This is a genomic window from Dyadobacter sp. SG02 (assembly GCF_900109045.1).
Classification (GTDB): Bacteria; Bacteroidota; Bacteroidia; order Cytophagales; family Spirosomataceae; genus Dyadobacter.
Map to the genome: position 1 here is coordinate 112,207 of NZ_FNYL01000009.1, position 24,279 is coordinate 136,485.

The window sequence follows — 24,279 nt, forward strand, 5'->3', positions numbered from 1 at the left end:
TTAAAGTTTGCGGGGCAAAAATAGGGGAAAGTTTGGATGGTGGAACTGCGGATGAACTAACGGTAAATTCATTTGCTTCTTGAATCGAACAAAATAATGTAAACAAAAATGTTTATATTCGATGTATGGAAAAGCAGTTCGAAAAATTCAAAGGTATTCATCCCGGAATCATCCTTGACCGTGAGCTCAAAAAGCGCTCCATCAAGCAGCGTCCGTTTGCACTATCAATCGCCGAACATCCCCAGAGCTTCAACGCCATAATCAAAGGAAAACGAAGCCTGAGCACAGCATTGGCACTCAAAATCGAAAAAGGACTAGGCCTTGACGAGGGCACACTTGTGCTACTGCAAGCTTACCACGATATCAAAACCGAAAAGGAGAAGCTCCATCGCCAGACTCCTGACTTGACAGTTTTGCGAAAATCACTTTTCTGGGATACCGACATTTCACAAATCGATTGGCAAAAACAGGCAAAGGCTGTAATCAAGAGGGTTTTTGAAAGAGGGGACGAAGCCGAGAAAAAGGAGATTTCAAGATTTTACGGGCAAGAAAAAGTAAAGTCAGTGCTTCAAACTTCCGAGATACAGCAATCTGATAGTTAACCTCGCACATGATAAGTTATGCTTTACTACAACACTATAAATCAGCTCTTAAAAGACACACTTTTCAAACTAATGGCGGCCGAGCCTTTTCATTCTTTCAGGCTGGTTGGCGGGACTTCGCTCAGCTTGCAGCTAGGCCACCGAATTTCTGTTGATATCGATCTTTTCACAGATGCGCCGTATGGAAGCGTTAATTTTGAAGCATTAGAACATTTCTTAAACAATACCTTCCCGCATGTAAGCCACTTAGCAAGTGTACTTCCCGGCATGGGCAAGTCTTACACCGTCGGAGTCGATCGCGATCATGCAATTAAGATCGACATCTATTACACCGACAAATTTATCCTACCTGCCCTCATTATCGACGGCATCAGAATGGCGACCGTAGAGGAAATCATAGCGATGAAGATCGATGTGATACAGCGAGGCGGCAGGAAAAAAGATTTCTGGGATTTACATGAACTACTGCCAAAATACGGCATTCGTACAATGCTCGCTCTTCACAAGCAGCGTTATGAATTTGGTCATGACTCAAATTTGATCCTGAAAAATTTCACGGACTTTACACAGGCCGATGATGACTTCAATCCAATTTGTCTGAGGGGAAAATATTGGGAATTCATCAGAGATGATATTGAGGATGCGGTCAAGGACTTAGGAAGAACTAAAAATTGAATTGAAAATATGATTATAAAAATGCTGCTGAGATTGATAGTGACAACTTCCATAATGCTATTCTTCTCAGCATTTACTTTCGCCCAAAAGGGACGTTCTTCAAATAAAGACGAACCTTCCCAACGGGTCAAACCCGCCCCAGAAAGCGTTTTCAAAATGTTCCGCGAAGCCGGGATGAAGCCCGCTGACCGCACGCTGACGTCGGCTGAAAAGGAAAAAGTGAGTAATGCATTTGCCTTGTTGCCATCGCTCCACCAGCGGATTTTGAAACAAAATTTGTTCAGCATCAGCTTTATGGACAATATGCCCAACACGGCATTAACCTCGCCGGTTGATCCGGTCGGCGGGAATAAAATGTTCAACATTACTTTTCGCGCCAGCCTGCTCAATGAAAATGTTTCGGAATGGGCGACCTGGAAAGAGAATTCCTGCTTTACGCCCGCAGCTGATTCGAGTTACAAAGTGCGCGTGGAAGGCGGCAAGATGGATGCGATCATTTATGTGTTGCTCCACGAGGCCACGCACATTGTAGACGTGGTAACCGGGATTACCCCGCATCCCGAAGATGCAGATGCAGTGGTGGACCCAACAGCGTTCACAAAAGATATCTGGCGGCTGATGAACAAGCCTACCGAGCCTTACATTGATTCCCTGCTGGAACAAACCCGTTTCCGCAGCGGGAAGCCGGTTTCGATCAGCCTGGCGCCGGATGTTTATGCGAAGCTTTCGAAAACGCCTTTTCCTTCCTTATATGCTACGGCTGCGTGGTCTGAGGATGCCGCAGAGCTGGTCGCGATCTATCACATGACCACCCGATTAAAGCAGCCGTTTTATGTGGTGGTTACCAAAAATAATGTGGAAGTGACCCGCTTTGAACCCATGAAAAATCCCCTGGTCAAGGGGCGATTGGGTCAGTTAGCGGCTTTCTATAAGCCATAATTTCATCTCCCGGGAAAAATGTACAAGGAGCTTGGATTTTTGTCCATTCTTCTGCGCGGTTAAACCTGCCACCTTTGTAATGTCGAAACGGAACGACAATCTACTAACGGTTAGCAGATTAACTCAAAATTCAAACTTACTACTCAGATGAAAACCATTGCCTTGACTATCGCATTCCTTTTCACTTTTATCCAAAGCCAATCCCTTTTTGCACAAACACGCAAGCCCGCAGCATTGGGAAGAGAAGAATACATTGAAGTGGAGAAAAATGTAAAACTGCACGTGATCGACCTTGGCGAAGGCCAGCCAGTCGTACTCATCCACGGATGGCCGCTGAACAACGAGATGTATGAATATCAATACCAGTATCTGGTTGAAAAAGGGTTCAGGGTCATCGGCATTTCCCTCCGCGGTTTCGGAAAATCGGACAGACCTTATGGAAAATACGACTTCGATACTTTCTCCGACGACATTAAGGTGGTTTTGGAAAAACTGAAAATCGAGAATGCAACATTAGGCGGATTTTCAATGGGAAGCGCGGTGACATTGCACTTTATAACCAAATACAATGGGGCGCATATCAAGAAGTTGGCCGTATTCGGTGCAACCGGCCCATCATGGAAACAACGCGAAGGCCATCCTTACGGCATTACCGAGCAAGGCGCTATCGACCTGATCAAACAGACCAAAACAAACCGCGAGCAATTGATAGCAGGATTTGGAAAAGCATTTGAAGGACAGGAAGACGGACTTTCACCGGAATCGATCAAATGGTTGGAAAGCATCAACCTGAATGCATCACCATACGCTACCACACAAGCAATCAGCGCATTGGGTGACCTGGATCTGCGCCCTGTGCTTGGAAAAATTAAAATGCCGGTTGCGATATTCCACGGCGTAAATGACAAATTGTGTGACTATGCCCAGGCTGAGCAGCTCAACAAAGCCATCAAAGGATCTTACATCGTGAAATTTGAAAAAGGCGGACACGGGTTGTTTTTGGAAGAAATGGATAAATTCAACTCCGAGCTTGAAAAGTTTGCAAGAAACTAATTAACAGATGACGCCAGTGAAGCAAATCATTGCTTCACTGGTTTTTGTCTATTTTGAAACAAAAAAGAAAGCGTATATAGCCATGAGTACTGTTTTCAATAACAATTTAAAGACGCTGGGACTACTGCAAGTAAGCAAGGAGCAAACGGAGATCATCAACGGACCAGCCTATAAAGAATACATCAAGATCCTCTATCTGCCCGCTGGTTATAAGCTTAGGGTCGATTTTGCGTGTTACGATACCCGGCAGCCTACATTGTTTTTTATCAGCCCAAACCAATATCTTGAACTGGAAGCAGCAGGCGAGGAAAGCGGCTATTTTATTTTCTACAACCGTGATTTTTACTGCATTCAGATTCACGATCAGGAAGTTGCGTGCGATGGTTTATTGTTCAACAACATCCGGAACATGCCCAAAGTGGAGCTCCTGGAAAACGAAATCGCTTTTCTCGGAGGCTTGTTTAAGGAAATGATCGAGGAATTTCAGTTGAATGACAGCTCGCTGGAAGAAATGATGCGGACTTACCTTAAACAACTCCTCATCCGCGCAACGCGCTCCTGGAAACGGCAGCATTTGACCCATGATGTGACGGATCAGCAAAGTGATCTGGAATTTTTCCGCAAATTCACCAGGCTTGTAGAGGAGCATTATAAATCCAAACACACCGTCGCAGATTACGCCGATTTTCTTTGCATGGCGCCCAAAACGATCACGCACAAGTTCAACCGATTACGGTTACCACAGCCTAATGAGGTGATTAAAAACCGAATTATCCTGGAAGCGAAACGCCTGTTAGTCCATACTTCGCTAACAGCCAAAGAAATTGCTTACGAACTCGGGTATAATGACCCGGCATATTTCAGCAGGCTGTTTCAGACGAAAACGGGGGAATCTCCTTCGGGTTTTCGGGCAAACTTTTAGGCTTGAAACTGCTTTGAATCGGTGTACTATTTGCGAGTCACGTATGTGGCCCTTTTCGGTAACCTGCATTGCGTACACCAGTTGGGTCAGTTTTGCTCCATATCACTCACTTCGCAAAGATTTTACCGGATTCGTCACCGCCGCTTTCACACTTTGGAAACTCACGGTGATTAATGCGATGATGAGCGTTGCCAGCAATGCCAGCAGAAAAATGCCGGGACTGAGGGAAATGCGGTATTCGAAGTTGCTCAGCCAGCCCTTCATCACCCACCAGGCCACCGGCGCGGAGAGGAGAAATGCAATGCCGACGAGTTGCAGCAACTCCCGGTTGAATAGCCAGAGGATACTGCCCACGCTCGCACCCAGCACTTTACGCACACCCACCTCCTTGGTGCGCTGCACAACCATGAACAGGATGAGCCCGTACAGACCCATACAGCCAATAAGCAGCGCAATGCCGGTGAAAAAGTTGATCAACCGGCCCATTGTTCGCTCCTGCTCGTAATTCTCCCGGATCTGGTCGTCCACAAACTTCGGCTCGAAAAAACTATCGGCATACACCAGGTTGTAAGCCTTTTCCAACTGTTTCAATGCGCGGCCGTAATCGGCAGACCGGAGCTGAATGTTGGCGGAATAGTAGCCGGTGGCTACGGTAGTCAGGAACATCGGGTTAATGCGCTGGCGGAGGTCCGACTGGTTGTAATCTTTTAATACGCCTACAATTTCGAGCGGCGCAAAACCCGCCTTATGCAAGTGTTTACCCACCACTTCGACAGGTCGGGTGAAACCCAGGCGCTTCATAAGCGTTTCGTTAATGAGCGCTTCGCGGGCGGTGTCGGACGGTTGCAGGTTACGTCCCGCCATCAATTTCAAACCATATAAACCCACATAATCGGCATCGATCCAGGCCTGCTGGGGGTTATAGGGCTCTTCTTCCGGGCGGTTGTCAAAGCGTATGTTCGTCTGGCTCGTCCAGCCCGATTGGGGAGGACCGCCCATCGAATAGCTCACATTGGCTACTTCGGGAAGTGCATTGGTGAGGTTACGGAAAGCCCGCATTTTTCCGACGTCCTGCGAAGGCACGTTGGGCAAGCTTACGGTTAGAATGGCATCTTTCCGGAAGCCGAGATCCTTAGTCTGTACATAATGCAGCTGGTTGGCAACCACAATGAGCCCGATGATGAGCATTTGTGAAATGGCGAACTGCATGACCACCAGCCCGTGCCTTAGCGAAAACTTGCCTGCTTGCTGCGTGGTAAGCCGCCCGGCCAGAGCTACCACCGGACGAAAACCCGCCATCACTAATGCCGGGTACAAGCCCGCCAGCAAAATAACCGCCAGCACCAGCAAAACCAGCCCGCCTGCGACCTCCGGTGAGAAATAGAATGTAAACCGGAACGGACCGTGCAGATAAGTTTGCGCCAATATCTGACCATAATTGAAAATTAATATCCCAAGCCCCAGCGCCGCCAGGACAATCAGGGTCGTTTCACCGATGAACTGCCAGAAAAGCTGCGTTTTGGTGCTGCCCAACACTTTGCGCACGCCTACTTCCCGTGCCCGGTTAAGCGCCTGTGCGGTGGCCAGGTTTACAAAGTTGATGCTTGCCGTACCGATCAAAAGTATGCCGATCAGTGCCAGCGACCATAGCAACCCGCGGCTCACGCCCCCGTATTCGGGCGACAAGTGCATGCCACTGAACAGCATCGCCGGATATGACGTTTCTTTCGCTTTCGCAGGATTGTATTTTTTGACAAATGATGGCAACCCCCGGTTCCAGTCCGTGAGGGTGAACCGGTCGTTGAAAAGGGCGAAACAATGGGTACTGCCATTGGTATTGTCGAAAGGCTGATCTTCGGGGCGGCCATTGAGCTGTTCCTTCACCAATGGCCAGGAAGCCATCACCGAATAAGCCAGGTCGGTGTCGTCGCGGTAGTCGGCAAACACGCCCACCACGCGCGCGGGAATTCGCGCGTCCAGACGCACGAGCCGGCCTATGGCATGGGCTGTGGAGCCGAAGCATTTGCGGGCCATTTCGGCACTCATCACCACGGTGCCTGGCTGGCTCAGTTCGTCGGGGCCGCCGGCTATCCAGGTGTAGTCGAAAATATTGAAAAAGGCCGGCTCCACGAACGCGCCGTGGTGTGTTTTGTCCTTGATTTTCTTGTCAGCCTGGTTGACAACCGGCACCGCCACCATCGGCGAATACCATTCTTCCAGCATCGCCACACGCTCGATGTCGGGATATTCGTTCCGGATAGCCTGACCCAGTGGATAAGGAATGCCCTGGATGTTGAATGCGCCCGACGACGATGTGAAGCGGGAAGTGATCTGATATATCCGGTCGTAATTGCGGTGATGCTGGTCGATCTGGTAGTGAAAACGGACCAGCGCGAAGATCAATAATGCGCAACCCAGGCCCAGCGCAAGTCCGCTGATGTTGATGACCGCGTAAGCCCGATTCTTCCGCAAATTACGCCATGCGATTTTGAAATAATTATAGAGCATAATGGGTAGTTAGGATGTTGGGACGGGTCGGTAATGTCCGCCGGACTACGTCAGTCCAATTTCCGTACCAAGAAGGCAAAACCGCTTTTCGATCATTTGTAACCCCCTTTCACAGAATAAAAATGTGCGGTTTTGGACATATTTGTCCGGTAATGGACTTTATTCACGGATAGTACATTTGCAACCATCAACCTCGCTTCACTATTCATGACATGGTACGGGCGTTTTTCAAGGAAAAACTTTTTAATAGATAGTCATAGGTTTCAAGCTATTATAGTTTAATTGACATTTAGAAAAATAACCTGCAATACATGATGGATTCGCCTCTGCTAGGGTTTTGAACGGCTTTCCGTATATTCGAAAAAGATTATTTTATGATTAAAGAATGGGGTTGGCGCACAGCCGCCGTTTTAGCATTCATTTACCTCGTCGAAATACTAACGATGCCTTTGGTTGAAAGTCCAGGCGACGACGGGATTTTGGAGTATCTCTTCAATTTAATTCCGGCCATCTTTGCGGTCTGGTTGATTTCAGTACCCGCATTAGTGCTTGCTCATTTGATATCCATTTGGCGATTCTCGGAACAATCATATCGTCAAAGAGTTTTGGTCGCCTGGCCTGTATGCACTTCCGGCATGTTGCTTTTACTGGTGCTCTTTACGGCAATAGCTCTCATTCAGGATCTCACTTTACCGGTATTTTAGGTATGCGTTTTGGGAAAGCATAAGCTTGCACTTAATTACTAAATCCCCGCCGATATTCCAGTGGGGAAATCTCGGTTTTGCTTTTAAAAAGTTTATTAAAAGACTGCGGGTAGTCAAACCCCAGCTGATAGGCTATTTCTGCGACAGACAGGTTGCTGGTGCTCAAAATGTCTTTCGCTTTTTCGATCAACTTTGCGTGAATGTGCTGCTGCATGGGTTTGGGCAGTCCGAGCGTCCTCAATAGTTCGGAAATGCTTTGAAAAACCTGCGGGTGATGTTCCTTTTTCACTAGATGCGAAGCATTCTCTCCCACTCATTCACCTGCAATTCTTCCAGTTTGGAAAGTAGCATCACACCCGCATTGTTGACCATTACGTCTATCCTTCCAAAAGCATCCAAAGTATGCCGGATCAATGCGTCGACTGAATCTTTCTTCGTCACATCGGTAGTGAACGCCGTTGCCTTTCCCTGAATTGAACGGATTTGCGAAATAACTTCGTCAAGCCTTTACATCCTGCGCGCACCCAATGCCACGAACGCTCCGTGCTTTGCCAGATGAAGAGCGACAGACTTGCCGATACCGCTGCTGGCGCCTGTGATGACAACGACTTTTCCAGCCAAATTTTCATTTTCCATTGTTACCTCCATTATTTGTTTCAATGCATTACCTAATGCTGATACAAAAGTGGGGTGTGGAAGTCAGCGCATTGTTTCCGTTTTGGTCAATGTTGTATCCAAAAAGTGGGTACCAGCTTACTACGCCGGGATTCGCCCAGCCCTGCCTTTACTTTTTCAAGATTAGCAGCATTTCGGCTGATCAGGCTGATCGTAAAACCTTCTGCCGCAAACCGCTCGGCAACGGCCCGCCTCAATCCGGTGCCTGCGCCGATGATCAATAGTGACTTGTTCATTGTGTCTCTCTGTTTGTTTTGATAAATCAAAGTTCGCCAGAGAGGCGGGCGGGAGTTTTACGAATTGTAAAGCAGGTATTATGAAATTCAAAGATGCGATCAGAAACTCCTCCTAAACTCCGCAGGGGTGTACCCGGTATTTTTCTTGAAAAACAGATTGAAGCTGGGTTGCTCGGCGAAACCTATGCTATGGCTGATGTCCTGCAAACTCCAATCCGTTTGCACGAGCAATGCTTTGGCTTCGTCCAGGATGCGGTTGCGGATGTGCGTGCTCGCATTCTGGCCGGTGTGTTTTTTTAAAAGCTGGTTCAGGTAGTTGGGATGCAGTTGCAGGCTGCTGGCAAATTCCTTGGCGGTTTTAATGCGGATAGGCGAACTATAATTAATGCCGGCCGTCTCTTTTTCCAGCAAATTGAAGAAATGGTGGATATGGGTAAAATCCTCCGTCACCTCGTCGGGCTTGGGATAGCGGGCCACCTTCATGCTTTCGACCATGAGCAGCTGCAAAAACGCCTGCATAGCGTCCTCGCCGAATGCACTTCTACCGATTTCCTCTTCCTGCATTTTCTCGAAATACTGGCTGATCCGCGGCACCTCGTCATCGGTAAGGCGGATCACGCTTTTCGACTTTTCAGAGAATAATGCAAATTTATCGATCACCGCTTTCAGCTGTAAATGCTGGTTGATAAACGACTTTTTAAACAACACATAATACCCGCCGGACTCGTCAGACAAGTTTTTCCACGAAATAATGTCGTTGGGATGGATAAACAACAACGTAGGTTCCTCGATGTAATAGGTATTGAGGCCCATCGTAAAAACGCCCGTGCCTTTGGTAATGAGCAGGATTTTGTAAAACTCCCGGCGGTTTGGCGACAGATAGTTCCTGCATTCGTGCTGCTCCCGGTTGAAAACCCGGATCGTCCAGTCTTCGTAATACTCGCGGAAAACGGGGATCATATCGGGCAAATCGCGCAGGGTATCTATCACTTTGCTATCCAGGGTCGTCTTCATCGTAGCCGGCTGTAAGAGGTTGATACAAATTTATTCAAAATACGCGCAAAAGCACCTGACGGTTGCCAGGTGCTTTTGCTTATGGTTTAAAATCACAACTTAATGTAGTGTCCTCCCAGGCCGATAGTCGGCGGCGAGTTCGGCGAGTTTCTCGCGGGAATCGGCTGCTAGGCCTCCGCGTCTGCATGGGCGTGAACATCGTCGTGGTCAGTGCCGGTGATGACTTCAAACCAGTTTTCGATATCCTTTTCAAATGCGGCTGTTTTGGAGCGGAACCTGTCGAGCGTGTCGCTTCCGAGGGGCAAATGCACAGGCGGATTTTCCGCGTTCGCCAGCGTGATGAATGCCTGCGCCAGTTTGGCGGGGTCACCGGGCTGCTTGTAGCTCACTTTGGCCGCGAAGTCACGCATGGCGCCCACGGTTTCGGCATAATCGGGAATGATGCGCGCGCTGCTGAAAAGCGACGATTCATCCAGGAAATTGGTGCGGAAAAATCCGGGCGCCACCACCGTGGCGTGAATGCCCAGCGGCGCCACTTCCATCGCCAATGCCTCGGTAATGCCTTCGATGGCAAACTTCGTCGAGCCATAAAGCCCCCAGCCGATGTAAGCGCCTAACCCACCAACCGACGAAATGTTGATAATATGACCCGAGCGTCTGGCCCGCATCGACGGCAGCACCGCGCGGATCACATTCAAAGTCCCGAACACATTCACCTCATAATTCTGCTTCACTTCCTCATTCGAAGCTTCCTCCACGCCAGCCAGCAAACCATAACCTGCATTGTTGACCAGTACATCGATCCTCCCAAACTGCCCGATCGCCGCCGACACCGCGCCGGATACCTGTTGCTCATTGGTAACGTCCATTGTCACTACGAGCAAATCAGGATTACCATTAAATCCAGCCTGAAACTCCGCTGCCTTACTGCGCACCGTTGCCACCACTTTATCGCCTGCTGCGAGCACTGCTTTTGTAATTTCCAACCCGAAGCCCCGTGAAGCCCCGGTGATGAACCATGTTTTTTGCGTTTTCATATTGCGATCCATTTTTGTTGTTGTTTGATGAAACAAAATTGGTCACAACCGGCAGGCTGGGCTATATCAATAACAAAGCTGGTATTATGAATTTCAAAGATCGCGGTGGATGGAATCAAGCCGGGTACTAAAATGGGTTTTCGTGCCGGGCATCCTTGCTGCAAAAAATAAACCCTGACGTGTCTTTCGCCAGGGGGAAACTGGCTTCCGAAGCCAGTTGAACATTTTTAAATTTTATTTCAGAACGGGAAGGAGCTCAGCGAACCTGTATGACAATTTTTTCCTTTTGCATCTCCACCTTTACCTCGTACTCGACAAAACCTGTTTCCTTATCATAGATAACCCGCAGCCGGTCCGGTTGACGCCCCAGCTCTGAGAGCCAGCGTGCGTAAAGCTGAACAAATGCCCGCTTATGCCCGATCGAAATTTCCGATAGTGCATTGATGGATTCCAGGTATGCATTAAAATCGCTTAACGTTTGAGGGTCCGAAGAGCGGGAGTTATTGGTCACATCCAAAACCAGCGTTCCTTTCCAGGGCGAGTGCTCGCGAATTGAAAGATAGAGCCGCTTACAAATCAGGTTACTCAGTGTTTGCTGTGAATGAATTTTAGCATGTCCTATCGGCGATTTGCCGAGAATAGGAATAATGTCGGAAGTTTTCATAAGGGTATTCGTGGAGGTTTAAATATTGGATACGTCAGGATGGACCCACGGCGAGCGGTATGCACGCGATAATAGCCTGGTAGCTTCCGCGTCGCCGGTGACCTCGCGCTTGACAGGATCGTAGACGACGGGCCTGCCAAGCTGCATCGCCAGGTTTGCCAGCAGACAGCTTGCCGTGGAAATATGGCCCTGTTCGATGTCGGCCACCGGTCTGTTGCTTTTTTCGATCCCGGCCAGAAAGTCAAGCATGTGCAGCCGGGTGGCCGGTGCGGCATTGAGTTCGATGTTGGCTTCGGTCAGGTCTTCGGGATATTTTTCCCGCTCGTAAATAACATCCCTGTGAATTTTCTGTCCGTCCTTTTCGGCAGGGATGAAGTCATAGCGCATGGTACTTGCCCAAAGCGTGCCTTTATCCCCATAAAGCGTGAATGACCACGGGTAGTCCGGATTGTTAGGCGCGCCCCAGGTCCGGTGCTGCCATACGCAGTTGAGATCCGGATATTCGAAAACGGCCGATTGGGTGTCGGTGATATTGGATTTACCTTCCTTTTGCACATAAATGCCGCCTTGCGAAGATATTTTGGACGGCCATCCCAGGCCCAGCATCCACCGCACCGTATCGAACATATGAATGCACATGTCGCCCATAATCCCGTTTCCGTATTCATTAAAAGTACGCCACCAGCGCAGGTGCGGTAGTCCGTCATACGGGCGCAGCGGCGCGGGGCCGGTCCACATTTCATAGTCGAGAAAATCCGGTGCAGCGGTCACAGGGGGATTGCCGTTAGCTCTCATGTGGATGTAGCAGCACATTTCCACATGCGATACCTTGCCCAGCAGGCCGGCATCGACAATATTCTTTTTGGCTTCGATCAAATGCGGGGTGCTTTTGCGCTGCGTGCCGACCTGCACTACTTTCTTGTATTTACGCGCCGCGGCAACCATAGCCTCCCCTTCCATCACATCGACGCTGATCGGCTTTTGCACATACACGTGCGCACCCGCCTTCACCGCATCGATCATCTGCAATGCGTGCCAGTGGTCGGGCGTTCCGACCAGCACGATGTCCAGCTCATTTTCAGCCAGCAATTTGCGGTAGTCGCCATATAGCTTCGGCGCCTTGCCCGACTTCTGGCGCTCACTTACAAGTTTTGCGGCGCCGGCGAGCTGGTTTTTGTCCACGTCGCACAATGCCACAACTTCCACCGGCGCTACTTGCATCAGCCGGAACAAATCGCTTTTGCCGTACCAGCCCGTGCCGATTAGTGCCACCCGGAAAGTTTTAGCCGGATTGATTACATCCATTCCATAAGCACCCAATGTAGAAAGTGCGAGCGAAGCTGAGGCGCCTTGCAAAAAACGGCGTCTGTTAATGTTGAATGAGTTCATGGGGTTCTGGCTATGAATACTGTAATGCTGCATAAACCCGCGGGGCCAACCGCCCAGTTAATTCTTCGCTTCGGCCCCGGGAGTCCGGCAGATTGATATCAGTATTCGATGATTATTTTGCGTAAAACAAATACAATGCAAATAACCGTCTTACATTCGTTTGATGCCTTGCCTGAATATTCAACTTTTTTGACACATCGTTCATTTGTGCAGTGCGACTGCTTTAACGGGTAATGCAGTGTAAATACAGCCTCTTTCAAAACCTATTCAGCCTTGGCATTTTGTACATTTTTTTTTACCTCAGGTACAAGTTCAGATTCTACGGTGTCCGTCTTCACACGATTGGTTATTTTTGTTTCAAAATAGTACTCTGCCAATAATCGATAGGATACGAATCGGCTAACCATGCAGTGTCGCGTATGCTTGATAACCATCAAAACAACAGTGCTTTGCCGTCATTTTCTAAATTGTGTATCGCGGTTTATCTGTTCATCGTGGGTGCCATGGCGGCTCCGGCTCAGGATGCGCGCGGCCAAAGTTTTCCCTATTCGTTCAAATATCTCACGGTTGACGAAGGTCTTTCGCATACCGATGTAAATGATATCGTTCAGGACGGCAAAGGATATATATGGGTGGCGACCAACTTCGGGCTTGACAGGAACGACGGTTACGCCATGCGGAAATTCTACAACCGGAACCGACCGCTGCACAATGCATTCAAGAACAGGATCATCCGGTTATTTCCCGATAAAAAGGGAGTCATCTGGCTCAGTACCGAGGACGGTTTGCAGTCTTTCGACCCGGCGGTTGAAAAATATACCGACTATACCGTTGGCCGTACCGGCAAAAGCCTCGTTTCCTGGAAACATTACAAGACCGACACTGACTTGCTGTACATCTTCGCGGACTATCAAGTCAGTTTGTACCGTGTGTCGGGAAATATATTGGAAAAGCAGGCATTGTCCGTTCCGCCCGATGTTCATTTTTCAGATATGGAAGCCGACCGTCATGGTGTACTCTATTTCGCAAGTAACAAGGGCATTTGGCGGCTGGACGGCGAACGAAAACTGACCCGGGTATTAGTGCCTGGCCTGCCAAACGATGTGAAAGCGCTTTTTTTTGATTTGAAAAATAATCTGCTTGCCGCTTCCGGCAAAAGCGCTTTTCTTATCGATGGTAAAAATCCCGCCAGGATAAAAACGCAGTTTACTTGCGAGGGTTGCGCGAACATCCGAGGCATTGCGGCCGGAACTACCGGGGATTATTGGCTCAATACCGGTTCATCTCTGACCCGGCTCAGCGCCGACTTTCATTTAGTTCAAAAAATCGACCAGGATGAAACGCCGCGTGGCCTGAATTCAAATGCGGTCAGCCGTGTTTTTATCGACCGGTCGGACTGTCTTTGGGTAGGCACCGCCGGGGGCGGATTGAATTATTGTGACCTGAATCAGAAACGATTCTACACCATTCGCCATGAACCAGGCGACGAACAGTCGATAACGGGCAACTATATACGGGCCATCATCGAGGACGGGGACAATCTCTGGATCGGAACCGACGCGCATGGGCTAAACCTTTTGGAGCGGAAATCCGGCCGGGTAGTTGCACGCTATGGTACGGGAAGTCAGGGGACGATGCTAACTAACAACTCAATCACCGCCCTGAACTTCGATCGCGACGATAATTTGTGGATTGGGACGAGCGGGGGCATCCAGGTTTTGAGGCGAGACAGAAAAACGCTGTGGAAACCCGACGGTTCCGAAAAATTCCCCACCTACTCGATCGTGACGCTGGCTACCGACTATTTTGGAAATATCTGGTTTGGAAACCTGGAACACCTCGGCGTAATATGGAAGGACGCTGCGGGAAAGTACCAGGTCAAAGAATATCCTGAGGGAAATTTTATCCTGGCAGAGCAGCAGAAGCCGGAATTGCTCGTCGGCAGCAGGCAGGGTTTAAAGCATATGACTATTGATGCTCAGGGCAATATTTTAAAACAGGACTTGTACCGGGCCTCCGATAAGCCTAATTCCCTTAGTTCCGACTATACGGCGGTTATCAAAAAGCAGAATGACAGCACCTATTGGGTCGGCACCATCGGCGGCGGCTTGAACCGGCTGACTGTACGTAAAAGCGATCATTCCTTCCATTTCGCCCATTTTGGAGAAAAAGATGGGGTTTTTAATGATGTGGAAGGCATTGAAGTGGACAATCAGGGCGGCGTATGGCTTGCAGGTAACGGCCTGTTGCGTCTGGCTCCCAACACAGACAAAGTTACGCGGTACGACAAAGATGATGGATTGCAGGGCAACAGCTTTAAGATCAGGTCTTCGTTTGCCTCGAAAGACGGGACATTGTACTTTGGCGGCATCAACGGCCTGAATTACTTCCATCCCGGCCAGATACGCACTAACGCCATCGAGGCCCGTCCCGCATTGACGGGAATATTGATCAATAACCGAAGACCCGAATATCGTGATGCTAAAAATGTGGGGAACGTCATCGATCATGCGGCCGGATACGGAGAAGATCTCACCCTTAACTACCTGCAAAATAACTTCGTGGTCACTTTTTCGGCCATGCATTTCGCAAATCCGCTTAAATGTCGATACCGCTACAAACTAATCGGATTTGATCAGCAATGGAATTACACTGACGGGGGAAATCCCGGTGCCGTTTACAGCAATCTCAATTATGGTCAGTACAAATTCATCGTGGAAGCCACCAATAGCGACGGCACATGGAGCACGCACCCGGCAACGACCCTGATCACCATCACACCTCCCTGGTGGAAGTCTGATCTGGCCAAGTTTATATACGCATTGCTCCTTATTTCAATGCTGGCAGGCATTTACATTTACCAGGCGCGTTGGTACCGGCTGAAAAGGGAAGTCGAGGTGCGCGCTATCGCTGAACAGAAACGCGAGGAAATCCACAGGCAGCGGGAGGAGCTCTACCAGCAGCAGCTGCTGTTTTTTACCAATATTTCCCATGAATTCCGCACGCCGCTTTCGCTGATCCTCGGGCCGCTGGAAGCATTGATCAGCCAGAACAGCAATACGGTATTGGACCACTCCTATCAGCTGATGCATAGGAATGCCAAACGGCTCATCAACCTGATCAGCGAGCTGATGAACTTCAAAAAGGTATCCGATAGCCTCATTAAGCTGCAAGTGGCACCTGTGACGATCAGCCAGTTTTGCCAGCAACTGGTGGACGAATTTCAGCTCGTGGCCTTTGGTAAAAGCATTACCCTAACCCTGGTTGACCACGCCCAAAAGAGTACCTACTGGCCGTTGACCGGTCTTTTTGACGTGCAGGTGCTGGAAAAAATACTCCTGAACCTGCTCAATAACTCGTTCAAATTCACTGAACCGGGCGGTGAAATTACATTAGAGATTTTCACGGATATCAACAAGTTCAAGCCTTCGTTCGAGCAGGGTTTTGAGCTGCTGCATGAAACGCACCGTGCCGACAAATACCTCTATTTCCGGATCGCGGATACGGGCGTGGGGATACCATCCGATACGATCAGCCGCATCTTTGAACGTTACTACCGGATCAGCCGCGACCATATGGGCTCGGGCGTTGGTCTGGCCCTGGTTAAAAGCCTCACACAGCTACATAAAGGGGATATTTATGTATACAGCGAGCATTACAAAGGCACGGAAATTATCATCGGCATACCTTTGGGCGAGCAGAACTGGACCCAGGCAGAGCGCGCGCCTTCGAAATCAGAGCCGCATGTCCGGCTCGAAGCGATCGATAACTCGACCTTGCTTCCGATAGCCGATCCGACTCACGCCCAACAAAAACCATCGCCCTCAACCCGAAAACGCATTTTGCTGGTTGATGACAATGCCGAACTGCGCATCTTTTTAAAACAAAAACTAGAAAAACAGTATTTTGTGTACGAAGCCTCGGACGGCGATGCTGCTATGAAGCTCGCGGCAGATAAGATACCGGATCTGATTATCAGCGACATCATGATGCCCGGGATCAGCGGCATCGACCTTTGCAGGCAGGTGAAGGAGCGATTCGAAACCAGCCACATTCCGTTCATTATCCTGTCGGCCAAAGATGCGCTCGATAGCAAGATCGAGGGAATGGAATCGGGGGCGGATTTTTATTTTGCCAAACCGCTCAGCGTGGACCTGTTAATGCTGACGGTCAACAACATTTTCGATCAGAGGGAAAAGCTGCAACAAAAATTCACGAATAACTACCTTTCACAGGCCACCGAACTGGTCCATTCCGAGAAAGACAAAGCGTTTTTCGAGTCGCTATTGAAAGTGATCGAAGACCACATGCAGGAGCCTGAACTGGACGTCGACTTTTTGTGCAAAAACCTGTATGTGAGCCGAACGAAGCTTTACCAGAAGATTAAAAGCATTACCGACCAGTCTGTCGGCGATTTCATCAGGACCATCCGGCTGAAAAAAGCGATCGAAATCATGACCCACGAGGACATAGCATTGAACAAAGTCGTGGAGCGGGTTGGCTTGCAGAGCAGTTCCAATTTTTCGCGGGTATTCAAAAAAGAGTACGGCAAATCGCCGTTGCAGTTCATGCAGGCTTTGAAGCGCAATGAGTCCTGACCAAAACGTATTTACTAAAACCGAAGCTATATTTTAATGAAGTTTTCCCAAATCCTGTGCAGCGGGTTGATACCCCTGTTGGCAGCCGTTCCCGGCGCGGCCCAGCATTACACCAAGTACGTGAACACGTTTATCGGCACTGCGCCGCTCACCGATCCCAAAATTCTGGGTTATCAGTTGCCGGAAGGCTGGCGCTCCTGGGCCGGGCTGACGTTTCCGGGAAGCTCTTTGCCAAATGCCATGGTGCAGCTCAGCCCGATGACTGAATATGGTTCGGGGGCCGGCTATGAGTACGAGGACGATGTGATCCTGGCTTTTACCCACACCAACAAGGGCCATTGGAACCTGTGCAACATTCCTGTGTTGCCGCTGTCGAACCCGGGTGAAAAGTTTGGCTCGAAGTTTAGTCATGCCAAAGAAAGTGCTTCGCCCGGCTATTATCAGGTGTATTTAGATGATTATCACGTGAATGTAAGCCTGACTTCCACGCTCAGGGCCGGTTTCCATCGCTATGAATACCAGAATGGCAAAGACCGGCAGATCCTGTTCGATCTGGCAAAGGCTAACAACAAAATATCGAACTGGAATATCGAGCAGGTGGGTGCCAATGCGATCCAAGGTTTTCAGCAGACGGGCGAGAAAATCTACTTTTATGCAACCCTGAACACGCCCATTCAAAAACTGGAAGAAAAAGAGGAAGGCGCGAAAACCGGTTACGCGATCGTGCATTTAGCCGATGACAAAAAAGGGCCTGTCGAGCTCAAAATTGGTATTTCGTTTGTAAGCACGGCCAATGCAAAGGAGAATCTAGAAAAGGAAATTGGGAGTAAAACATTTGAAACCGTTCGCGCGGACGCTTCGCGCACGTGGGAGAATCTCTTGTCGTCCGTGCAGGTCAAAGGCGGTACCGACAAGCAGAAACAAATGCTGTACTCGTGCCTTTACCGGTCGTTTTTGTGGCCCGCATTGCGCAGTGATGTGAACGGCGAGTTTACTGATGCGAAGAAAAATGTAGTCAAAACCGGCTTCCGTTACTATACCGAGCCCTCGCTTTGGGATACTTACCGGAACAAAGATGTGCTGCTGGGGCTTATTTCGCCTGACGTAACGCTGGATGTGATCAAATCCATGAAGGATGTTGGCGACAAAAAAGGATTCATTCCTACATTTTTCCACGGAGATCATGGCGCGTCGTCTATTGCGGGCGCTTACCTGCGCGGGATCGACGGTTTTGATGTAAAAGGAACCTATGAAATTCTTCTGAAAAATGCCAACACACCGGGCGGCGCGCGCCCGCACGTGGCCGAATACATTGAGAAGGGCTACATCTCCGACCCGGATGTGGCTAACCCGCACGTCGAAACGAAGGCGAATGCGGGCGTGTCCAAAACGCTGGAATATTCGTATGACGACTACTCGGTGGCGCAGATCGCGAAAAGCCTGGGCGATTCGGCCAATTACAAGGTGCTGATGACCCGCTCGAAAAACTACCGGAATATGTTCGATCCTTCCACGCGCTTCATGCGCGGGAGGCTGGCCAATGGCGAGTGGATCAAGCCGTTCGATCCGCAATACCCTTACTACGAGTACATGTACCGTGAAGCCAATGCCTGGCAGGTGTCGTTTTTCGCGCCGCACGATATGCCCGGCCTGATCGCGCTTTACGGCGGTCCGAAAGGGTTCGAATCGAAGCTGGACTCCCTGTTTACCGTTCCCTGGAACCCGAAGCACATTGCCCGGAATGTCGAAACGATGGTAGGCCAGTACTGCCACGGTAACCAGCCCGACCACGAGGCGCCATTTGCTTACCATTTCATCGGCAAACCGGAAAAATCGCAGGCGGTGCTCGACAATATTCTCAACAACCTCTACGGCATCGGCGACGAAGGCCTGGCGCTTTGCGGCATGGACGACGCCGGCGAAATGTCGGCCTGGTACGTGTTCAGCGCATTGGGGCTTTACCCATTCTCCGCCACCGACCCCGAATACATTGTCACCGTGCCTCTTTTCGACGAAGTGAAATGGAAAACAAGCACGGGCAAAATGCTGATTATTAAAAAACCGGGCAAAGGGAGGGCATTAACCGAGGTCAAGGTAAACGGCAAGAAAACCAATGGCTATTTCGTGCCGCACGCGCTCTTTCGCGATGGCGGGGAAATCGAAATGGTGACACGGTAATTTGGTGACGCGGTAGTTTGGTGACGCGGTAGCGGTTACGGCACTGGCCTTATTTCAAAAACTACCGCGTTCTCAAATACCTTTCACCTCTCCCCCATCGATGCGGATCGCTGTGCCGGTAATGAACCTGGCTTGTTCGGATAACAGGAAAGCAATCAGCTCAGCGACTTCCGACGGCTCACCATATCTTTCTATTCCAAACTGGGCCAACATTTTTCTTGAAATTTCTTCCTGGGCGTCGCCGGAAGCAACTGCCGATTTTTCAAGAAAGGCTTTTCTCCTGTCCGTCCAGATAGGCCCGGGAAGAACTGCATTCACCCGAACCCCATCCTGAATCCCCTGCTCGGCAAATGCCTTGGCCAATGCATTGATTGCCGCATTGATCGAAGCGATCGCTGCCGAAGCCGGTTTGGGATTTTCGGCTGCGGTGCCCGACAAAAATATGACCGAGCCGCGGGTTTGCATCAGGTATGGCCATGCATGGACGGCAAGCCTTCTGGCGCTATGGAATTTCACCTGCATGCTGTCATCCCACTGTTGGTCAGTCATTTGAAGTACATTCATTTGCGGCACAGCCCCGGCGACATTCACCAAAGCATCGATTTGACCAAACCGCCCGATGGCCTGGCGAACAATGTCTTCTGCCGCGGCGGGTTGATGAAGATCGGCCACGATTGTGTATGCCGCGCCTCCTACGCCCTGAATTTCGCCTGCGATCTGTCCCAGTAGCTCGCCACGCCTCGCTACGAGAACGATACCGTCAAAGTCCTTCGCAAGCCTGATGGCCGTTTGAGCGCCAATCCCGCTGCTGGCGCCAGTCACTATCGCTATCCGATGTGTCATATGTTAAATTTCTGGAACAAAGTCGCTGTAACGCGTTCCATACTACTGGCCAATCTGATTTCTGTGATTTGAAATGAGTGACCGAATAACATTGGATAGCAACCATTTAGCGTAAGCTCCCTGCTATCGCACGCTTAGTTTCGCCGGCAAGGCTTGAAAAATATACCCAGCCGATAAAGAAGAGTTGCAACGGAATCCGGTACCACAAATACTCGGGGCCAGGACCGCCATAGGTGCCTTTTTGCAAGTCAACGTGGTGTAACGCGGCGTAGATATTGGCCGGGGTGATCAGAACGAAGAAAGCGATCACTGCCCAGGCGGTGGCGGTCCTGTAACGATCTGTAAGCAGGCCGACCGCGGCCGCAAATTCGGCGATGCCAGTAAGGTAAACGATTACCTCTTTTCCCGGCAGGAATGCGGGTAACATCATAGCCATGCCTTTGGTGAACAGGAAATGCCCGGTCCCTGTCAGGATGAGCATTGCGGCCATGCCTGCACGCGCGGCCCGGGTCGGTGCGTATGTTCCCTCGCGCAATTTTTTGGTCAGCATTGCTATCAGCGTCACTGCAATTAAAATAATTTCCGGTTTCATAGTCGTTTCTGATTTTGTTTAATACAAATTTCAGGACTATCCCGGTGCGGTAAAATGAACCCGGGTTAAGTAATTCGCTTTCGAATGCGGCTCAATGCCTGCGGCGTGACCCCGATGTAAGACGCCAGATATTTCAAAGGGATTTGCCGGATCAGTTGCGGCTGGCCGGTAAGCAAATGCAGGTACCGCTCCTCGGCCGATTCGGCCAGAAACGACAACTCGCGTTTCGCCTTTTCCAGAAACAATTGCTCCGCCGCATAGCGCCCGATATGGTTGCCCACCCGTGTATGCGCGTATACTTCTTGCAGATCCTCAAAACTGATGCGCCAGAGCGTCACCGGCGTAAGCGATTCGATGTAGAATTGTGCTGGCAATTGGGTAACGAAAGAGCTGTACCCACTCGCAAACTCGCCCGCGAAGGAAAAATCGTAGGTGAGCTCTTCGAGCTCGTCCTGCCCGCGACGCAAGAAATACCGCAACATGCCGCTTTCAGCAAAGGAAAGATATTTTTCCACCTCGCCGGCTTTGAGGATCGTCGCCTTTTTAGCAAATGATTGCCGGACGAGCCTGGACGAAAAGAAATCCCACTCCTGGTCGGACATCGGTGTAATGCGTTCGAAATAATCGCGGATCTGCTGCATGGTGTGGGCGAAGGTAGTCCTATTCTTGATTTAATTAGCTGTATAGACTTCGGAACAGAGGCAAATTTGGTCTCTCGGCAGGTGCCGATCAATAACGGACAAAAGATTCAGGTAGGGGAAAAATTTACCCCTGCCCGACAGAGCAGGGTATTAAAATGGTGAATGCCGTGGCAGGGAATAATGCGATTTTGGAAGGCATCGATTATAATTGCCGGGTTGATGAATTTTTAAACAGTTGAAATGGCATTTCAAGTACAAGCCCGCCAGCTACTCCCAAAATTACCTGGCAAATTAGAATGGCAGGTAGTGGGTGATGGCGAGTCGGGCGACATGGTATTTCGCCGCAGCGATGGTGCCGCATTTGCCAAGGTAGCCAATGAATCGCGCATCCACACGCTGGAAGCTGAGTATCTGCGTACTAACTGGCTATCCGGCCAGCAGATCGGGTCAGCCCAGGTGCTGGATTGGTCAAAATCAGATCAGTATGCCTGTTTGATCACAAGCTGCGTACCCGGGGTTTCGGCCAGTGCGCTCCCGCCAGCCGATTTATTGAAAGCATGGCCTTCGATTGCTGAAAAGTTCCGGCATTTGCACCAGCTCCCTTCGGACAACTGCCCGTTTGAAAGACGGGTTTCACAAACAGTTCAAATAGCAGACGATGTTGTAAAGCGCAATGCGGTTAACAAGGATTTTCTCGACGATGCCGACAAGAACACACCTTTTGAACAGCTGCTTGACCCAATCCGGCCGCAGGTCCCGCTCCGGATCATGCAGGAAACCACGGACCTGGCGGTTTGTCACGGTGACGCCTGCATGCCTAACATCATGGTAGATCCTAAAACGTTAATTTGCACGGGCATCATCGATCTGGGCCGGCTGGGCCTTTCTGACCGCTACCAGGACCTGGCCTTGATGATCGGTAACACACGTGAAACCTGGGAGGATCAGCGCCAGGCCGAAAAAGCGCTGCAAATTCTGTTCGATATCCACAACATCCCGATTCCTGACCTTGAACGTTTGGCATTCTATCTGAAACTTGACCCGCTCACCTGGGGATAGTTATGCAAAGCAACACTACCGACATTCAAAATTTAAAACAGCAAAACCAATCATGTCACAAATCAAAATTTATGGGTTGAGACACCATCTGGCCCCTATCCGGCAGGCAATGTCAGAAACGCTGCATGCTTGCATTGTAGAGGCATTCCATTATCCGCAAAACAAGCGATTCCATCGGTTCATCTACCTGGACGAGGGCGATTTCTTTTACCCGGAAGACCGAAGCGACCGCTACACGATTATTGAAATTGCACTGTTTGAGGGCCGCTCCGTGGAAGTGAAAAAGCATTTATACCATCTCATATTCCAAAGATTTGAGCAGATGCTCGGCATTGGGCCAAATGATGTCGAAATCACACTCACCGAAACTCCACCACATAACTGGGGGATTCGAGGGATGCCGGGCGATGAACTGACTTTAAATTACAAAATATCTATTTGATAGCTGGAACCCGTCTTTACGGCGAATGACAAATGGACTCATATGGATGTCAGGCATCGCCCGAGTGAGAATTTCATTGAAAAAATTGCAATCCAAAGAAAAGGCTTGTAGGTATTTAGGCAATTTCCTAAATTTGCGTCATGATATTATTAGAGGTCATTAAATCACTGTCGAATCAGACGCGTTTAAGCATACTTAAATGGTTAAAAGAGCCTTTTGCGCATTTTCCTGCGGAGGAACTGACCGATTACAAGCCAGAGTTAGGCGTATGTGTTTCTGATATTGCTAAAAAAGCAGGGATGTCTGTTCCTACGGTGTCTGTTTACCTAAAAACAATGTTGGCCGCGAATATCCTGATCGCCACCAGGAAGGATCAATGGACATATTATAGAAGGAACGAGCAAGCGATCCAGGATTTAGCGAAGCATATCAAGGAAAACCTATAATTTTTTGATCGATAAATTAGAGATTTACCTAAATGCCTAAATTAAAAATGAAAGCAGCTGTTTTAAATGAGTTCGGCCCGGTCGGGAATTTCGAAATTGTTGACGTGCCGACGCCAAAACCAGGCTTCCGGGAAGTTTTGGTCAAAGTATTTGCAACATCGGTGAACCCACTGGATTATCAGGTCCGTCGGGGGGATTATAAAAATGAATTATCCTTGCCTGTCATCACAGGTCATGATGTTTCCGGCGAAATTGCAGAAGTCGGCCCAGGCGTAGAAAATTTCAGGATTGGTGACCAGGTTTACTATACACCTGAGATCTTCAAGGGACAAGGAAGCTATGCGCAATATCACTGCGCGCATGAATCTATCATCGGTCTGAAACCCAGAAACCTTAGCCATCTCGAAGCTGCGACGCTTCCCCTGGCAGCCGGAACGGCTTGGGAAATGCTGGTAACCAGGGCACGGCTGAGGATCAACCAATCTATCCTGATTCACGGCGGAGCCGGTGGCGTAGGAATACCGGCCATTCAGATCGCCAAAGCAATGGGAGCGACTGTTTTCACCACGGCAAGAAAAGTCCATCACCGGTTCCTTCTCGAATTAGGCGCCGACCATGTGATCGACTACGAAAACGAGAATTACATTGATGCTATTCAGCGAATGACAGGTGGTAATGGAGTTGATGTCGTCATTGACACCCTGGGAGGTAACACGCTTTCTGATAGCGGGCTCATTCTTAGTCAGATGGGACAGGTAGTTACCATTGTCGATATCGAAAAACCGCAAAACATGATCCACGCGTGGGGGAAAAATGCAACTTACCATTTCGTATTTACCAGGCAAAACAGAAACAAATTGAATGAACTCACAAAGCTGGTAGAGTCCGGAAAGCTGCGGCCTGTCCTAAACAAAATTTTCCTGTTGTCGGAAATAGGTAAGGCACACGGCCTGCTTGAATTTAAAGAAGGTGATGAAAATTTCTATGGGAAAATTGGTATAGAGATAGGCCATTGAACCATGGAAGTGATCAGCACCGGCAAACGTTACTTTGCCGGTGCTG

The 24,279-nt window shown here is 49.5% G+C and carries 22 protein-coding genes and 1 pseudogene; 12 read left to right on the forward strand and 11 right to left on the reverse strand.

What is annotated here, in order from left to right; all coding sequences use genetic code 11:
- Window positions 1-125 precede the first annotated feature (125 nt).
- From BMW93_RS21240 to BMW93_RS21260, 5 genes are all read left to right on the forward strand, one after another.
- Window positions 126-602 carry a DUF6922 domain-containing protein gene (locus tag BMW93_RS21240; protein ID WP_090381033.1) on the forward strand — a complete coding sequence of 159 codons (477 nt, stop codon included), beginning with the start codon at window positions 126-128 and terminating at the stop codon, window positions 600-602.
- A gap of 18 nt (window positions 603-620) precedes the next feature.
- Window positions 621-1,277 carry a nucleotidyl transferase AbiEii/AbiGii toxin family protein gene (locus BMW93_RS21245; protein ID WP_090381034.1) on the forward strand — a complete coding sequence of 219 codons (657 nt, stop codon included), beginning with the start codon at window positions 621-623 and terminating at the stop codon, window positions 1,275-1,277.
- A 54-nt stretch (window positions 1,278-1,331) separates the two neighbouring features.
- A complete protein-coding gene (locus tag BMW93_RS21250) occupies window positions 1,332-2,216 on the forward strand; it encodes a hypothetical protein (RefSeq protein WP_229240656.1) in 885 nt (294 codons plus the stop codon).
- 147 nt (window positions 2,217-2,363) lie between these two features.
- Entirely contained in the window at window positions 2,364-3,269 is a 906-nt protein-coding gene (locus BMW93_RS21255; protein WP_090381036.1) for an alpha/beta fold hydrolase, read from the forward strand.
- Window positions 3,270-3,285: 16 nt separating this feature from the next.
- Window positions 3,286-4,191 (forward strand): helix-turn-helix domain-containing protein, encoded by a 906-nt coding sequence (locus tag BMW93_RS21260; RefSeq protein ID WP_229240658.1) that lies wholly within the window; start codon window positions 3,286-3,288, stop codon window positions 4,189-4,191.
- 102 nt (window positions 4,192-4,293) lie between these two features.
- Here BMW93_RS21260 and BMW93_RS21265 read toward each other — a convergent pair whose 3' ends face one another.
- Window positions 4,294-6,699, reverse strand: coding sequence for an ABC transporter permease (locus BMW93_RS21265; RefSeq protein WP_090381038.1), 2,406 nt, complete (start codon window positions 6,697-6,699; stop codon window positions 4,294-4,296).
- 374 nt (window positions 6,700-7,073) lie between these two features.
- Here BMW93_RS21265 and BMW93_RS21270 point away from each other — a divergent pair, with 374 nt between their 5' ends.
- Window positions 7,074-7,403, forward strand: coding sequence for a hypothetical protein (locus BMW93_RS21270; protein ID WP_090381041.1), 330 nt, complete (start codon window positions 7,074-7,076; stop codon window positions 7,401-7,403).
- 31 nt (window positions 7,404-7,434) lie between these two features.
- Here BMW93_RS21270 and BMW93_RS21275 read toward each other — a convergent pair whose 3' ends face one another.
- The 7 genes and pseudogenes from BMW93_RS21275 to BMW93_RS21310 all read right to left on the reverse strand — a co-directional run bounded on the left by BMW93_RS21275 (window position 7,435) and on the right by BMW93_RS21310 (window position 12,418).
- Complete coding sequence (locus BMW93_RS21275) at window positions 7,435-7,692, reverse strand: helix-turn-helix domain-containing protein (RefSeq protein WP_310590242.1); 258 nt, start codon at window positions 7,690-7,692, stop codon at window positions 7,435-7,437.
- Window positions 7,692-8,051: pseudogene (locus BMW93_RS35895) on the reverse strand (SDR family oxidoreductase). Before BMW93_RS35895 ends, BMW93_RS21275 begins: the two are co-directional and overlap by 1 nt.
- 74 nt (window positions 8,052-8,125) lie before the next feature.
- A complete protein-coding gene (locus tag BMW93_RS21290; protein WP_090381049.1) occupies window positions 8,126-8,314 on the reverse strand; it encodes an SDR family NAD(P)-dependent oxidoreductase in 189 nt (62 codons plus the stop codon).
- A gap of 99 nt (window positions 8,315-8,413) precedes the next feature.
- Complete coding sequence (locus tag BMW93_RS21295) at window positions 8,414-9,328, reverse strand: AraC family transcriptional regulator (RefSeq protein WP_090381051.1); 915 nt, start codon at window positions 9,326-9,328, stop codon at window positions 8,414-8,416.
- Window positions 9,329-9,495: 167 nt separating this feature from the next.
- Window positions 9,496-10,365 (reverse strand): oxidoreductase, encoded by an 870-nt coding sequence (locus BMW93_RS21300; RefSeq protein WP_090381054.1) that lies wholly within the window; start codon window positions 10,363-10,365, stop codon window positions 9,496-9,498.
- Window positions 10,366-10,621: 256 nt separating this feature from the next.
- Complete coding sequence (locus tag BMW93_RS21305; RefSeq protein WP_090381057.1) at window positions 10,622-11,029, reverse strand: hypothetical protein; 408 nt, start codon at window positions 11,027-11,029, stop codon at window positions 10,622-10,624.
- Between the two features lie 18 nt (window positions 11,030-11,047).
- Window positions 11,048-12,418, reverse strand: coding sequence for a Gfo/Idh/MocA family protein (locus tag BMW93_RS21310; protein ID WP_090381493.1), 1,371 nt, complete (start codon window positions 12,416-12,418; stop codon window positions 11,048-11,050).
- Window positions 12,419-12,837: 419 nt separating this feature from the next.
- Here BMW93_RS21310 and BMW93_RS21315 point away from each other — a divergent pair, with 419 nt between their 5' ends.
- The gene (locus BMW93_RS21315; protein ID WP_090381060.1) at window positions 12,838-17,016 is read left to right on the forward strand and encodes a two-component regulator propeller domain-containing protein; all 4,179 of its coding nucleotides are present in this window, start codon (window positions 12,838-12,840) and stop codon (window positions 17,014-17,016) included.
- A 36-nt stretch (window positions 17,017-17,052) separates the two neighbouring features.
- Window positions 17,053-19,194: a GH92 family glycosyl hydrolase gene (locus BMW93_RS21320; protein ID WP_090381063.1), complete on the forward strand. Its 2,142-nt coding sequence runs from the start codon at window positions 17,053-17,055 to the stop codon at window positions 19,192-19,194.
- Between the two features lie 72 nt (window positions 19,195-19,266).
- On the opposite strand, the gene BMW93_RS21325 is transcribed toward BMW93_RS21320, so the two are convergent.
- The 3 genes from BMW93_RS21325 to BMW93_RS21335 form a co-directional block, all read right to left on the reverse strand.
- Window positions 19,267-20,037: an SDR family oxidoreductase gene (locus BMW93_RS21325; protein WP_090381065.1), complete on the reverse strand. Its 771-nt coding sequence runs from the start codon at window positions 20,035-20,037 to the stop codon at window positions 19,267-19,269.
- Between the two features lie 106 nt (window positions 20,038-20,143).
- Window positions 20,144-20,629: a hypothetical protein gene (locus BMW93_RS21330; RefSeq protein WP_090381068.1), complete on the reverse strand. Its 486-nt coding sequence runs from the start codon at window positions 20,627-20,629 to the stop codon at window positions 20,144-20,146.
- A gap of 65 nt (window positions 20,630-20,694) precedes the next feature.
- Window positions 20,695-21,270 carry a Crp/Fnr family transcriptional regulator gene (locus BMW93_RS21335; RefSeq protein ID WP_090381070.1) on the reverse strand — a complete coding sequence of 192 codons (576 nt, stop codon included), beginning with the start codon at window positions 21,268-21,270 and terminating at the stop codon, window positions 20,695-20,697.
- Between the two features lie 240 nt (window positions 21,271-21,510).
- On the opposite strand from BMW93_RS21335, the gene BMW93_RS21340 reads away from it, so the two are divergent.
- The 4 genes from BMW93_RS21340 (at window position 21,511) to BMW93_RS21355 (ending at window position 24,233) form a co-directional block, all read left to right on the forward strand.
- Window positions 21,511-22,329 (forward strand): APH(3'') family aminoglycoside O-phosphotransferase, encoded by an 819-nt coding sequence (locus BMW93_RS21340; protein WP_090381073.1) that lies wholly within the window; start codon window positions 21,511-21,513, stop codon window positions 22,327-22,329.
- Window positions 22,330-22,381: 52 nt separating this feature from the next.
- On the forward strand, window positions 22,382-22,771 hold the full coding sequence (locus tag BMW93_RS21345) for a tautomerase family protein (protein ID WP_090381075.1): 390 nt from the start codon (window positions 22,382-22,384) through the stop codon (window positions 22,769-22,771).
- Window positions 22,772-22,911: 140 nt separating this feature from the next.
- Entirely contained in the window at window positions 22,912-23,217 is a 306-nt protein-coding gene (locus BMW93_RS21350) for a helix-turn-helix transcriptional regulator (RefSeq protein ID WP_090381077.1), read from the forward strand.
- 47 nt (window positions 23,218-23,264) lie between these two features.
- The gene (locus tag BMW93_RS21355; protein ID WP_090381079.1) at window positions 23,265-24,233 is read left to right on the forward strand and encodes a zinc-dependent alcohol dehydrogenase family protein; all 969 of its coding nucleotides are present in this window, start codon (window positions 23,265-23,267) and stop codon (window positions 24,231-24,233) included.
- Window positions 24,234-24,279: the final 46 nt, after the last annotated feature.